The sequence below is a fragment of the Acidovorax sp. DW039 genome (genome assembly GCF_037101375.1).
In the GTDB taxonomy this organism is placed as follows: Bacteria; Pseudomonadota; Gammaproteobacteria; order Burkholderiales; family Burkholderiaceae_C; genus Acidovorax.
Genome location: NZ_AP029019.1, coordinates 1,705,267 through 1,718,979, shown reverse-complemented (window position 1 = coordinate 1,718,979; position 13,713 = coordinate 1,705,267). Strand labels below are relative to the sequence as shown.

Annotated in this window: 11 protein-coding genes; 5 read left to right on the top strand and 6 right to left on the bottom strand. The window is 61.6% G+C overall.

The features are described 5' to 3' along the window. Positions 1-28 precede the first annotated feature (28 nt). On the bottom strand, positions 29-1,291 hold the full coding sequence (gene urtA / locus AACH87_RS07790) for an urea ABC transporter substrate-binding protein (RefSeq protein WP_338798212.1): 1,263 nt from the start codon (positions 1,289-1,291) through the stop codon (positions 29-31). 288 nt (positions 1,292-1,579) lie between these two features. Here urtA and AACH87_RS07785 point away from each other — a divergent pair, with 288 nt between their 5' ends. From AACH87_RS07785 to AACH87_RS07770, 4 genes are all read left to right on the top strand, one after another. Then, positions 1,580-2,494, top strand: coding sequence for a hypothetical protein (locus tag AACH87_RS07785; protein ID WP_338798211.1), 915 nt, complete (start codon positions 1,580-1,582; stop codon positions 2,492-2,494). Between the two features lie 89 nt (positions 2,495-2,583). After that, positions 2,584-2,868, top strand: a complete 285-nt coding sequence (locus AACH87_RS07780; protein WP_338798210.1) for a hypothetical protein — start codon at positions 2,584-2,586, stop codon at positions 2,866-2,868. Continuing rightward, positions 2,819-4,471 carry a hypothetical protein gene (locus AACH87_RS07775; protein ID WP_338798209.1) on the top strand — a complete coding sequence of 551 codons (1,653 nt, stop codon included), beginning with the start codon at positions 2,819-2,821 and terminating at the stop codon, positions 4,469-4,471. The genes AACH87_RS07780 and AACH87_RS07775 overlap by 50 nt, the downstream gene beginning before the upstream one ends. A gap of 160 nt (positions 4,472-4,631) precedes the next feature. After that, the gene (locus AACH87_RS07770) at positions 4,632-6,179 is read left to right on the top strand and encodes a hypothetical protein (protein WP_338798208.1); all 1,548 of its coding nucleotides are present in this window, start codon (positions 4,632-4,634) and stop codon (positions 6,177-6,179) included. An 85-nt stretch (positions 6,180-6,264) separates the two neighbouring features. On the opposite strand, the gene AACH87_RS07765 is transcribed toward AACH87_RS07770, so the two are convergent. From AACH87_RS07765 to AACH87_RS07755, 3 genes are all read right to left on the bottom strand, one after another. Then, positions 6,265-7,401, bottom strand: coding sequence for a diguanylate cyclase (locus tag AACH87_RS07765; RefSeq protein WP_338798207.1), 1,137 nt, complete (start codon positions 7,399-7,401; stop codon positions 6,265-6,267). Positions 7,402-7,405: 4 nt separating this feature from the next. Further along, positions 7,406-8,587 (bottom strand): DUF917 family protein, encoded by a 1,182-nt coding sequence (locus tag AACH87_RS07760; RefSeq protein WP_338798206.1) that lies wholly within the window; start codon positions 8,585-8,587, stop codon positions 7,406-7,408. A gap of 307 nt (positions 8,588-8,894) precedes the next feature. Further along, positions 8,895-9,353 (bottom strand): Lrp/AsnC family transcriptional regulator, encoded by a 459-nt coding sequence (locus AACH87_RS07755; protein ID WP_338798205.1) that lies wholly within the window; start codon positions 9,351-9,353, stop codon positions 8,895-8,897. Between the two features lie 175 nt (positions 9,354-9,528). Between AACH87_RS07755 and AACH87_RS07750 the strand changes: the two genes are divergently transcribed. Continuing rightward, positions 9,529-10,155: a glutathione S-transferase N-terminal domain-containing protein gene (locus AACH87_RS07750; RefSeq protein WP_338798204.1), complete on the top strand. Its 627-nt coding sequence runs from the start codon at positions 9,529-9,531 to the stop codon at positions 10,153-10,155. 33 nt (positions 10,156-10,188) lie between these two features. On the opposite strand, the gene AACH87_RS07745 is transcribed toward AACH87_RS07750, so the two are convergent. Next, entirely contained in the window at positions 10,189-11,919 is a 1,731-nt protein-coding gene (locus tag AACH87_RS07745; RefSeq protein ID WP_338798203.1) for a biotin carboxylase N-terminal domain-containing protein, read from the bottom strand. A 179-nt stretch (positions 11,920-12,098) separates the two neighbouring features. Further along, the gene (gene pxpB / locus AACH87_RS07740; protein WP_338798201.1) at positions 12,099-13,712 is read right to left on the bottom strand and encodes a 5-oxoprolinase subunit PxpB; all 1,614 of its coding nucleotides are present in this window, start codon (positions 13,710-13,712) and stop codon (positions 12,099-12,101) included. Position 13,713: the final 1 nt, after the last annotated feature.

The following is a 13,713-nucleotide window of genomic DNA, read 5'->3' as shown; positions in this document are numbered from 1 at the left end:
CCTCCCTTCTTGGGCACCGTCAGAGTGCTTACTTCTTCTCTGGCTCGTCGGCCTTCTTGTCGTTGCCTTCAATGTAGGGAGACCATGGCTTGGCCTTGACGGGGCCAGGGGTCTTCCACACCACGTTGAACTGGCCATCGGCCTTGATCTCGCCGATAAACACGCTCTTGTGAAGATGGTGGTTCTTCTCGTCCATCTTGCTGACGATGCCCGAGGGAGCCTTGAAGGTCTGGCCAGCCATCGCAGCAATCACCTTGTCGGTTTCGGTGCTCTTGGCCTTGGCCACGGCCTGGGCCCACATGTTCACGCCGATATAGGTGGCTTCCATCGGGTCGTTGGTAAGCGGCTTGTCCTTGTGGCCCGCAATGTTCTTGGCCTTGGCGTAGTCGCTCCACTTCTTGATGAAGGCGGTGTTTTCGGGGTTCTTGATGGACTGGAAGTAGTTCCAGGCGGCCAGGTGGCCCACCAGCGGCTTGGTGTCCACGCCGCGCAGTTCTTCTTCACCCACGCTGAAGGCCACCACCGGCACGTCCTTGGCCTTCAAACCTGCGTTGCCCAGTTCCTTGTAGAACGGCACGTTGGAGTCACCGTTGATGGTGGACACTACGGCCGTCTTGCCGCCCTGGCTGAACTTCTTGATGTCGGCCACGATGGTCTGGTAATCGCTGTGACCAAAGGGGGTGTACTTCTCGTCAATGTCGCTGTCCTTCACGCCCTTGCTCTTGAGGTAGGCGCGCAGGATCTTGTTGGTGGTACGGGGGTACACATAGTCCGTACCCAGCAGCACCCAGCGCTTGGCGCTGCCGCCATCCTTGCTCATCAGGTAATCCACCGCAGGGATGGCTTGCTGGTTGGGCGCAGCACCGGTGTAGAACACGTTCTTGGACAGTTCTTCACCCTCGTACTGCACGGGGTAGAACAGCAGGCCGTTAAGCTCTTCCACCACAGGCAGCACCGACTTGCGGGACACGCTGGTCCAGCAGCCGAAGATCACGGCAACCTTGTCCTGGGTCAGCAATTGCTTGGTCTTTTCAGCAAACAGCGGCCAGTTGGAGGCTGGGTCTACCACCACGGGCTCCAGCTTCTTGCCCAGCACGCCGCCCTTGGCATTGATCTCGTCGATCGCCATCAGCACGGTGTCTTTCAGCACAGTCTCGGAGATGGCCATGGTGCCCGAGAGGCTGTGCAGGATACCGACCTTGATCGTGTCCTGGGCGTGGGCTGGCAGTGCAGACAGACCGGCCAGCGCGGCGGCAGCAGCGAGGGCTTTGAGGGAATAACGACGTTGCATGTGAGCTTCTCCGGTAGGTAAGGGGTCAAACCGCTTCGCCCTGCCCTCGGAAGGCATCCCGAGGGTTGTGTGGTGCGATGGGGTTGATTCTGGAGAGCCCCCCCGTTTCGGGAAATACGCCGGGTGGCGTATGCCGGGCATTCACTCGGCACTGAAAAGCGGCCGCCAATGCTCGAAATATGCAATGCCATATTTTTCTGGACGAGCCCGAATGCTTGTCGTAAATTCCGCGCCGCTACCGAGGGAGGGGATCCGTCGGGAAGCGCATACAAAACTCACCACACAACGATGAAAAAGCCTAGCCTCTTCCGCTTTGCGTACCTGCTGACCCCTGCGGCACTTGCTATCACGATAGGGGGCTGTGGTGGTGGCGGGACATCCGCCCCACAAATTTCTGCCAAGGATTACTCTCTGGCCGAGCAGACCGCCGTGCAAACGCCTTACATGGCTCTTGGTATTGCCATCAATGTGGATGAGCTGCCCATGGCAAAAAGCAAGCGGGTCTACGCCGCAGCCTATGCGCTGGTACAGAAGCATCAGCAACTCAAGTCCGGCGGTACCGCAACCAAGGACACTGTGACTGAAACTGCCTGCGACGCTGGAGGCAGTTACCGCTATCGCGAGCTGGACGGTCAGGACATCATTGAGTTCAGCGACTGCCGTTTTGATGATGGCGAAGAGCTCATGCCAGGTATACGTCTGCTCACCAGCCTCGGGGGAACTGTGCGCTACACCTTTCTGACCGATGCGACGATGGATATTGCATATCGCACCGAAGAAGAAACGGTCACCCGTTACCTGACCGTGGACGGCTTGGAGACGAACCGCGAGACCATCACCAGCGCTTTCTGGTTCGGTAGCAACGCACAGGGCTATCACTTCAAAGATATGAACTACCAAGTCCACTACCAAGGTAATAACCGAGACTACGTGTTGGCGGGAGAGGGATTTAAAGCCACCATCGACCTGAAAAACGGCATGCAACTCGCGGGAACCGTCCGAGCTGAAGGGACCATGGGTAGCCGCCAGCTGCCGTTGACACGTTTCCAGTACGTCACCGAAAGCCCCCTGTTATTCACCAGCACTGACGAATTCAGCGATGTCGCGGCGGGTCAGGTGCTCATCAGCGCCCCCGACAAGTCCACCCTGCGTTTGAGCTACACAGGTGCGAATACCTACACCACTTCAGTGGCCGCGCAATAAACCATCCCAACTGAGTGAGACTCTCCATGCTTCAGCGATTCATCTGCCTACTCATTGCATTCAGCGCCACCTTCTGGGGGGGATCAGTCATGGCTTCCAGTCCCTCAGAGCCTGCCTTCAAGACCCAGCTGGCTTCGTGCTTTGAACCCCATCGGGACACCGGAGCCATCCGCAGCCTGGAGACATGGTTGGCAGCGGGCAAGTCGGTATACCCCAACTACAACACGGCATTGAGTATCAGCATGAACTGCATGCGTTCAGTGTGCGGAGTCAAAAATCCGCTGTGTTGCAACACCTACTGCAGCATGTTTGGTCTCACCGGCAATGAACGCGATATCTGCGTCAATAAGTGCACCAACCCCAACGGGTACTGATCGAAAGCTCGGTCTGCGGGCTTTCTCGTCTGGCTGGACTCTAGCCGCGACCGCAGGTTTGATCTGCGCCTTGGCCTTCCCCCGATGGGAAGGCCTTTTTCTTGAGCCCCTGGCTTGGTGCGCTCTGGTACCTCTGCTGATCGCGCTGGAGCGTCGTCAGCACCCATGGTGGTGCTGTTTTGTATTCGCACTCACCTATCAAGTCACCCAAGTGCTTCCTCTCATGGTGCTGCTGGGGCCCTGGGTTGGTGCGCTGCTGGTCAACGCCATCGGTATGTGGCTGCTACCTGCCAGCTATGTGCTGCTACGCAGGCATTTCACCACGGGCTGGGCGCTGTCAGTGTGGGTCCCGATGGGGGTGGTGCTGGAGTGGGCGCAAACCACCCTGCTGGCCACCAACGCGCCTTGGTGGGCACTGGGTGCGTCGCAGGCCCGGTTGATTGCAGAGATTCAGTTCATTCACGCCACAGGCATGTGGGGCCTCACGGGCTGGCTGCTGCTGATCAACACCCTGATGTACTGGGCTTGGCGTCAACGGAACTCCTACCGCAAAGCGCTTGCCAGCGGGTTACTGGTAGCAGGAGTGATTGCTCTGCCTTGGACGTATGGTGCTTGGCGCGTGGCGAAATCAGATCAGACTGCGGTGAAACCATCCAACAGCGTGCGGGTGGGCGTGATCGGCTCAGGGCTTCCCGAACCGGGCACTGATCGCATTCCTTTGGCTCTCCGCGCCAGCGAGGCCGCCATCGCGCAGTCGCCCGACATACTGGTCTGGCCAGAAGGTGTCAACGTACCAGGAATGCCCAACATGCCAAGCATGCGCCGAACTTTGCAGCAAAGCGTGGCGCAATGGCAGACACCTTTGTTGTTGGTGGGCACGCAATTCCGTATGTACGGATCAGAGCTGGCGCACACCGCATTTTCCCGTGCCATTGAAGCGCCGTACGAGGCACGTACAGGCAGTGTATGGCTGCAACCAGAGCAAAAGGTCACCGATCCCGCATTGTTCATTCCGAAAGAGCATCTCGTTCCATTTCAGGAAGTTTTACCCGCTACCGAATCGATGCCCTGGTTGGCTGCAGCCTTGCATCCCTTGGCACAGCACGGCCGTGCCCATTGGTTCACCGCTGGCGAAGAAGCACCACCCATGCTCCCGCAACTACGGGGCAGCAGCAACACCGAGCGAACTATCACCATTGCGCCGCTGCTCTGTTTTGAAATTCTTTTCCCCGCAACCTTGGCGCAGCGGGTGCGCAATGGCGCGCAACTCGCAGTCTGGCAAACCAACGATGAGGATGCGCAAGCAGGGCTCTATGCGTACCAGTTTGCCCAGTTTGCGCGCCTGCGCGCTGTAGAGACGGGCCGAGATATCGTGCGCGTCAACACAGATGGCGACCACCAGCATATTGATGCATACGGTCGCACCATTGCCCAGGTGCCGCGCAGTCCAGCACCCTCTCACGGTCTTTTCGTCGTGGCGGCTCGGCAGGAGCACACCTTGGCAGTTCGGCAGCCTCATGCATTCATCATGGCGTGCGCTGTGACTGCTGCATTGATCATGCTGTGGTGCATGGGGCTCAGACAGCAGCCTCCACCACTATAAAAAATAGAGCGCTCTGCGCTCTTTCGACGCCGTTCAAAGCATCTTCAACGGGCAACCCCCATTTGCCCCGTATCAAAGAAGACTGGACAACTTGTCCATCGCCCCCTGCAATCAGGCACGTATAGTTCCCAGCGTCATCCTCCACCCTTGGACCCTAGCCGTGAACACCACTGACGCCCCGCCCAGCCACGAAGAACTCGCCGTACTGGAAGCGCTTTTCAAGGGCATGGATCGCTACTTCAGCGAGAGCGAGGAACGTCGCCGCTTCATGCGCTCTGTCAATGGATTAGGAGAAAAAGACCTCCCACTTTTGCAGGCAGCCCTGGCAGGCAAGCTGACACCGGAGACCGCACAAAAGGCTGCCGCCAGCGCAGACAGTCCGTTGCGCATGGCCCATGCGCTGCTGGAGCTGGAAACCACCGTCAAAAAGAGCAAAGACCCGGTGCTGCTGGACTTCATCTTTGCGCTGCTCCGCTCACCAAAGGTGACCACTGGCCTGGACCGCTTGTGGTTCTTCCCCTGGGAGCAGTCGCTGGTCCTGAACAAGCTGCTGACGCAAGAGCAGTTGCGTTTCATCTGGCAAAGCAGGAAGGATGCTTATGCCAAGGAGCTGGTGCCTGACTCCATGCGGCTTCTGGCCAAACACCGCCAGTGCCCCGCCGATGTGCTGGAGGACATGCTGATCCGCGACGATGCCATGCTGCGCAAGATCATCGGGATGCACGCCAACACCTCCTCAACGATCACACGCTTTTTTGTGAACAGCCCCCGCAAGGCAGAACGACTGCACCTGGCGACATCCCGCCATGCCAGCAGTGACGTGCTGCTGAGCCTGTTGCACGACAAGCATGACGAAGTCAGCCGGGCGGCACGAAGAAACCTGGCTGAGCGCTTTCCATCCGTGCAGGTAAACGATGCCGTGATCGAAGCCGCGGTGGCCCAGCACCTTACGGCACAGCGAGCCAAGCCATCCACACCCAAACCGGCCTTCAACCCCCAACAGGCCATCAAGGCAGGCCATGAAAACGTGCTGGGGCTGGACAGTAGCCAGCGCAAGCGGGTGGCCGACAGCACCATAGATGCGGAGCTTTTGCGTTTGCTGGCAACCGACAGCAGCAAGGCCGTGCGCAGAGCGGTCGCCCGAAAACTGCTCGCAGGACCAGAGGTACTCCAGGCCCTCGCTCGGGATGAAGATCTGGAGACTTCCAACAACGCGCTGATTGCGTTGTTCCATACCTCGCCCAAAGCCACGGTAGAGGAATTTCTGACGACCGAGGCGCTGGACACAGCCCACCGCGATATTGCGCAGCTGGTGGCACATGGCAGCGGGCCATCAGAGGACTATCAGGATTCATTCACCACGCAGGAAAAGCAGGCCTTTACGCGAATGCAACTGGTGGCCGCACACACCCGCAATCCGCTGATACAGCTCATGCTGGTGAAGGACCTTGATGCCATACCTCCTGCGCACACGGCCCGCTGGGACCTGCTGGCAGCGCTCAAAACCAACCGGCACCTGAGTGAAGCGGTGTGCCGAAAAATGGTGGTGGACCTCAGATTCGGCGGCTTTGAACCCATTTGGTACTGCAACAGTGCCGCTCTGTTGCGCGAGTTGCTGCAGCCCGGTTTAGCGGAGCCCCACTACCACTCAGCCATACAAGCCAGATTGGCCGAGCTGGCTGAATTGGCGAACCAGAACTCCGATTAAGTGGACTCTCGGAGCCACCGGCTCGTATCGCACCTGAGAAGCCCGACAGCCCAAGGGAGCCTTACCGGGCTGCACCCAGCTCCACTCATCCTGCATCAAACAGAGGCAGGTTTCCATCATCAGCGCAGTACACCGTGTTGCGCCCGGTGCCCTTGGCTCTGTACAGCGCGTGATCGGCACGGTTGACCAAGGTTTCGAATTCCTGCGGGTCGTCTGGCATGCTGGTGGCCACGCCAATACTCACAGTGACGGCAAGGCGCAACTCTTCATCGTTGATGGGAACGCTCATCGCCTCCACCTCGGCACGCAGCGACTCGGCCGCGCGCAACGCACTGGGCCCGTCGGTTTCGGGCAACACGATCACGAACTCTTCGCCGCCAAACCGCGCCACGATATCCACGCCTGCGCGCTTGCGCGTCTGGCATACCTGCGCCACGGCGCAAATCATGCGGTCCCCGATCAGGTGACCCCAGGTGTCATTGACGGATTTGAAGAGATCGATATCCACCACCAAGACTGACAGCGGATGACCGAAGCGCCTTGCCCGTCGGCATTCGTTGTGGCCCTGCTCCATCAAAGAGCGTCGGTTGGCAAGGCCAGTCAAGGCATCTTTCGACGCCAATCTCTCCAACTCGGCGTTGAGTTTCTGCAGCAGCGCGTTCTGCTCGCGCAGTTGCTGATTGATCTGAGCAATTTCCTGCTCACGCTGTTTGCGGTCATGGATGTTGAAGGTCACACCAATCAACCGCCGTCCAGGCGTGCTGGTGTGCGTGTCCATGATGCGGCCATAGTTGGCAAACCACACCCACTCACCCTGCTTGGAGCGCAAGCGGAATTCGCATCGGTACTGTGGCGTGACCCCGCCGAGGTGGTCGTGCACCGCCTGGCGCACCACTTCCACATCGTCGGGATGGAATAGGTCGTAGATATCGGGCACCGCTGATGCCATCTCATCAAGCGTGAATCCCAGTTCGGTAAACGTCTTGGTGGCCTTGCGGGTGACTGCGCCTGTTACCAGATCGTTCTCCCACAAATCCAGTCCGGCAGCCTCCAGGGCCAGCTCCAACCGGTCCTTGTTGAGCTCAGCCTCATCGTTGTGGGGTAGCGCCGACGCAGATGCACCTGGATCAGCAGGAGCAGCATGTTCGGCAGAGAAGGCCGCCTCTGGGTGAGAGGCAGCGTCCGGGTGAGGGGGGCCGCCAGGCGGCTTGGCAAACTCCATGCGGTCACATTTGCGGCATGGCCCCTGCGTAGCCCAGGCTGCGCAACAGCGTTGCAAACGAGGCCACGACACCCGGCGTTCCATACAGCTGGGGCGCGGCCTGCACAGCCAGCACACTCACCGGCACACCGGTGCTGCAGCCCTTCACCGTATCGTAGTAGGGCTGCAGATCGCTGCTCGCGTTCGAGAAGCCCTGCCCTGTGCCCTCCGAGTAGTAGCAGATCGAATCCGGCGCAATCACATCCGGCTTTTGCGAGAGCGAGGAGTACATGATGAGACTCTCGTTCAGCGTATAGATGGTGTGCGTCTCTGTGCTCTGGGCGGGATCAGGGTGGTTGTCCAGCCGCACGATGCCCGTGTCCAGGGATGCAGCGGTTGTGCTCTGCGTCACGCTGGTGATGTAGAAATTGGTCACCACCGGCCAGCTTGCGCGCTGGGTGATCATCTGGATGGCATCGGCCACCGCCTGGGTGGGCGGCGGCACAGCAGCGTTGCGCAAAAATTCACCCAGGGCACGGGCCTGGCCCAGGGTGCCGGGGATGTAGCTACCAGACAGGGCAAACCCGTTGCCCTGCACAGATGGCCACATGGCAATGCCCGAATAGCCACCAAACCCGCCCACCACGCCGCCTGCCAAAGACTCCACCTGCGCAGCCGTCGTAGCGCCGAGCACCGCAGATTGCACATCTGCCTGCGTGGCAGCATCACTGGCCAGGGCCGCTGGGCAAGGAGCGAGAGCGGGGTTGCCGGTAAAAGTGGTTTGGGGCAGCTGGGGCACAGCGCGGCCAGCGCCGTCGCCGTCTACCACCCACACAGCACCGGGGTAGAGCATGGCTCCCAGCAAAGGCACCAGCGAATTGATCGGGCCGATCTCCACCGGCACAAAAGCCCCAAGGGATGCGCCCAGAGTCGCCTGCATCACATTCACGGTGTTCTGCACCGACTGGGTGATGGTCGAAAGCGTCAGCCCTTCGGCAGCGTCGGGCGAGCCCATGATGGCGAGCACACAGGCATTGGTGCTGCCATCGTAGTCCTGCACTGGGACATTGACCGGCCCCGGCTGGGCCGCCAGCTCCGCCAGGATGGCGCAAGCATCACTGAAACTACCCCCGCCACCGCTCGCCAGAATTGCGGCGCCGCTGGCAATGTCCTTCAAATCCGTCAAGCCGTAGCTCGTAGCCCCCATCTCTTGTCCCTTGATACATTTGTAAACATGGGACGATATGCCAGAGCGGGCCAATGTCAACCGAAAAGTTAGAGGGTGATACCCCGGCTTTAAACGGAATTGCGATCTAAATCAGGAAATTGGGAGCCCCATTGGTGCGATTTTCCAGGAGGAACTGATGCGAACCCAGTTTGGCACCCAAATGGTGCCAACCCAAGGTCTTTTAATGGCGAAAGCCCCAAAGAGGTGCAGACCCGTGCGCAGCCCCTATCCACCCAAGATGGCCCTTTGATGCAAGTTGCAGGCGGAGACGGATACAACGCTGCGATCAACGTTCAGGCATCGCCAGGGTCTCCACTGTTACATGCTTGTGCACAGGACTGGAGAGGACCAGCGACGTGGTGACAGCCCCGTACTGGGCCAGCGCATCCACCACCCTCTCCAGATCAGACGGCGCAGGAATAGCGCAACGCACAATGAAGCAGTCCTCTCCAGTGACACGGTCGGCAGAGAGCACCTCAGGCATGCTTTCAAACAATGCAACGTACGGCGCAATGCCGCGGTGGTCGGTCTGCACGCGGATGATGGCGACCAGCCCGACGCCAATCGCACGCAAGTTGACGCGGGCGCTGTAGCCCTCGATCACTCCAGCCTCTTCCAGCTTTCGCACGCGCTCACTCATGGCGGGCTGAGAGAGGCCGATGCGCTTGCCCAGCGCTGCCAGGCTTTGGCGCGCATCGGTCTGCAGGGCCTGAAGGATGAGCCAGTCTTTTTTGTCGAGTGTCATGGTGTGCGCTAGGAAAGACGGTTGAAGAGCAGGCAGCCTCTATTGTTTTCCAGGCCGCCGTGGATTGAGCCAATGCCCCATCGGTTTAGGCCCCTCCATTCCGATGACTGACCCTGTACAGCACGGGGCAGCGTGTCTACGCTGAGGCTCTGTTTTGTCCCAACACACCCCTGCCATGCAACTCATTGGAATGCTCGACTCACCTTACGTCCGCCGCGTCGCCGTAGCCCTGCACGCACTGGATATCACTTTCGAACACCAGCCCGTGTCGGTGTTTCGCCAGTTCGATGACTTTGCTCGCACCAACCCCATCGTCAAAGCACCTACCCTCGTTACGGACGAGGGGGTGGTACTCATGGACTCGACCCTGATCCTGCAGTGGATCGAACGGTGTGCCCTGCGATCTGGGAACACCGGGCGCAGCTTGATATCCAGCGCCAGCGCAGACCAACTGCACGACCTGCGCCTGACCGGGCTGGCTCTGGCCGCTTGCGAGAAAACCGTGCAAACCGTGTATGAGCAGCAGCTGCGCCCCGCCGAGAAGCAGCACGCCCCCTGGCTGGAACGTGTCGAGCGCCAGCGCAATTCCGCCTTTGAACTGCTGGAAGCCGAACTGCAACGCGTGCCGATGCAAGCAGACACAGAGCCACTCACCCACGGGCGAATCGCCTGCGCCGTAGCCTGGAGCTTCACGCAGTTGCTGATACCTGGGTGCGTGCCAGAGTCCAAGCATCCTGCACTGGCAGCCTACTCTGCTGCGGCAGAGCAACTGCCCGCCTTTGTGGCCTGCCCTCAAGCCTGAGCCAGAACCAAGCCAGACCTGAGCCCAGGTCTTTCAGGCGATGCGGGCAATGACCGCACCCAGCGCCTGGGCGCTGCCCGCAGCCGCCACCAAGGTGACACGCCCTGCGCGATGCGCTGTCACCTGCATCTCCATCTTCATGGCTTCCATCACGGCAATCACGTCGCCCTCTTGCACCGTGTCGCCATCGGCCACCTTCCAGGCGTGCAGGTTGCCGGCGATAGGCGAAGTGACTGCGGCGGCATCCACCGCAGCCTCTGCCGATGCGGCGACACCAGCCCCCTGCCCGCCTGCAGCCGCCAGGCCTTGCAGCAGCACGGCGGGCAGACCCAGCTGAACGCGGCGGCCATCGATTTCGATGGCGGTGCGCAGCAGGCTGGTGTCGGCTGCGGGCGCAGCCCGCACGGCAGCGGCCAGTGGTGTGGCAAAGTCAGATTCGATCCAGCGGGTGTGTACCTTGAAGCCGTCGGCTCCCACAAAATCCGGGTGGTCGATGACCGCGCGGTGGAAGGGCAGCACCGAGGCCACGCCGTCGATCTGAAATTCGCGCAACGCACGGCGGGCGCGGGCCAGGGCCTGTTCGCGGGTTGCGCCGGTGACGATGAGCTTGGCCATAAGCGAATCGAACGTACCGGGCACGACGGAGCCGGTCTGCACGCCCGTATCCAGCCGCACGCCGGGGCCCGAGGGGGCATCAAAGCACTGCACTGGGCCGGGCGTGGGCAAGAATCCCCGGCCGACATCCTCGGCGTTGATGCGGAACTCGAACGAGTGGCCCAGCGGCGCGGGCGTTTGCGTGATGGACAGCGGCAGGCCATCGGCCACACGCAGTTGCTCCACTACCAGGTCCACGCCGGTGGTTTGTTCCGTTACCGGGTGCTCCACCTGTAGGCGGGTGTTCACCTCCAGGAACGAGATGGCGCCGCTCTGGCTCAGCAAAAACTCCACCGTGCCTGCGCTCACATAGCCTGCGGCGGCGCAAATGTCGCGTGCAGCGGTGTGGATGCGTTCGCGCTGGGCTTCGGTGATGAAAGGCGCGGGGGCTTCTTCCACCAGCTTCTGGTTGCGCCGCTGCAGCGAACAATCCCGCGTGCCCATCACCACGACGTTGCCATGCGTGTCGGCCAGCACCTGGGCCTCGATGTGGCGGGGTTTGTCGAGGAACTGCTCCACAAAGCACTCGCCCCGGCCAAAGGCGGTGACGGCTTCGCGCACGGCGGATTCATAGAGCTCGGCCACTTCGTCCATGCGCCAGGCAATCTTCATGCCGCGCCCGCCGCCGCCAAACGCGGCCTTGATGATGATGGGCAGGCCGTTTTGCTCGGCAAAGGCCAGCACCTCGCTCGCGTCCTTCACCGGGTCGGGCGTGCCCACCACCAGCGGCGCGCCCACCTTCAGGGCGATCTTGCGCGCCTCCACCTTGTCGCCCAGCTGGGCAATGGTGGCCGGGCGAGGGCCAATCCAGGCCAAGCCGGCATCGATCACGGCCTGGGCAAAGGCAGCGTTTTCCGAGAGGAAGCCGTAACCGGGGTGCACCGCATCGGCACCGCTTTTTTGGGCGATGGCCAGGAGCTTTTCGACGTTGAGGTAGGTGTCCGCAGGGCGGTCGCCATCCAGCCCATAGGCTTCATCGGCCATGCGGGTGTGCAGCGCGTCGATGTCGGCATTGGCATACACCGCGACGGACTGCACGCCGTAGTCGGCACAGGCGCGGGCGATGCGGACGGCGATCTCGCCTCGGTTGGCGATCAAAACTTTTTTCATATCAAGGCTCCAATGTTCTGCTCAGCACAGGGTGGCGAGATCGCCGTCGCCTGCTGCGCAGGCACTGCGATGTGCAGAAGCGCCCGCCAAGCGGCCGCTTTCTCCACGATTGGCAATCAAGACTTTTTTCATATCAATGTTCCGGTGTTCTTTGAAAGTGCAAGCAACGGCACAAACAATCAAGGCGCAAGTTCTGCAAACGGCTGAATCGGGTTGAACCGCAACCACGCGCCCACAGGGATCTGCCCGGCGCGGTCAAGGTGGTACGGGGCCACGCAGCCAATGACCGGGTAGCCGCCCGTGAGCGGGTGGTCGGCCAGGAACAGTACGGGCTGGCCGCTGGGCGGCACCTGCAGGGCACCGAGGGCCGTGCCTTCGCTGGGCAGTTCGCCAGTGATGGCACGGTCCAGCGGCACCTCGCCCGCCAGGCGCAGGCCCACGCGGTTGGACTGGGGCGTGACCTGCCAGCGCTGCGCGGCAAAGCGGGCGATGGCTTCGGGGGTGAACCAGTCGGTGCGCGGACCCATCACCACGTCCAGCACCACTTCTTGCTCCAGCGTGGGTAAATCAGCAGGCGGCAGCTCGGGGGCGGCCACCACGTTGGCAACGGATGCGGGCCGCACGGCCAGCCAGTCGCCCACGGCCACGGGCGCGGGGCCGACATGGGCCAGGGTGTCGGTGGCGCAGCTGCCCATCACAGGTGCTTCGGCAAAGCCGCCGCGCACGGCCACGTAGCAGCGTGCACCTGCGGTGGGTTGGCCCACGGCCAGCATGTCGCCATCGGCCAGGGCCACAGGTTCGTAACGTGGCACAGGCCAGCGCTGGCCGTCGGTCGTGGTCAGCGTCAGTACGGCATCGGCACCGGTGACGGCCACCACGTTTTCGCCCACGCTGCGCAGTTGCAGGCCACCACCCACGGTCTCCAGCGCGGCCAAATTGCTGGCGTTGCCCACGAGGCGGTTGGCGGCCTTGAGGGCAGCCTGGTCCATGGCGCCGGAGGCCGAAACGCCCTGCCCGGCCTGGCCGTGGCGGCCCAGGTCCTGGAAGACGGTGAGCAGGCCCGTGGCGCGCACCTGCAGCGCGGTTTGCCCTGCGGCCAGGTGGTGCTGCGAGCGACTAGAGAGTTTGAGGTCTTTTTGGCCTGTAGCGCTTTCTGCATCAGCGCTAGCAGCTATTGATTTAGTAGCAATATCCACAAAGCGCACGCGGTAGCCCGGCTGCAGCAAGGCGGGTTGCGCGCGGATGATGTCCCACATGGCCACAGGCGTGGTGCCGATGATCTGCCAGCCACCGGGGCTGGCTTGCGGGTACACGCCGCTGAAGGTGCCTGCCAGCCCCACAGAGCCTGCAGGCAGGCGCGTGCGCGGGGTGCTGCGGCGTGGCACGTTCAGGCTGGGGTGCCCGCCGCTCAGGTACGCAAAGCCGGGGGCAAAGCCGGTGAAGGCCACGGTGTACTCGCTGCCCGTGTGGCGCTGCACCAATTCATCCGTGGTGATGCCCAGAATCTGCGCCACCTCAGCCAAGTCTTCACCGTTGTAATGCACGGGTATTTCAACGAGCGTGCTGCTGCGCTCGGCGCGCTGCGAAAGGTCGCGCTGCGCGATTTGCTGCACCAGTGCCGCAGCACTGGTGGCCGAGGGGCGAAACCGCACGAGGATGGTCCGCGCCGCGGGCACCAGTTCTTCCACTCCGGCCAGCGGGGCGCGCTGCAGCGATGCCAGCAGCGCCAGGGTTTCTTCCAGATCGGCCAGTTCAACCAGCAGCGAATTGAGGGTGACGGGCAGAAAACGCATG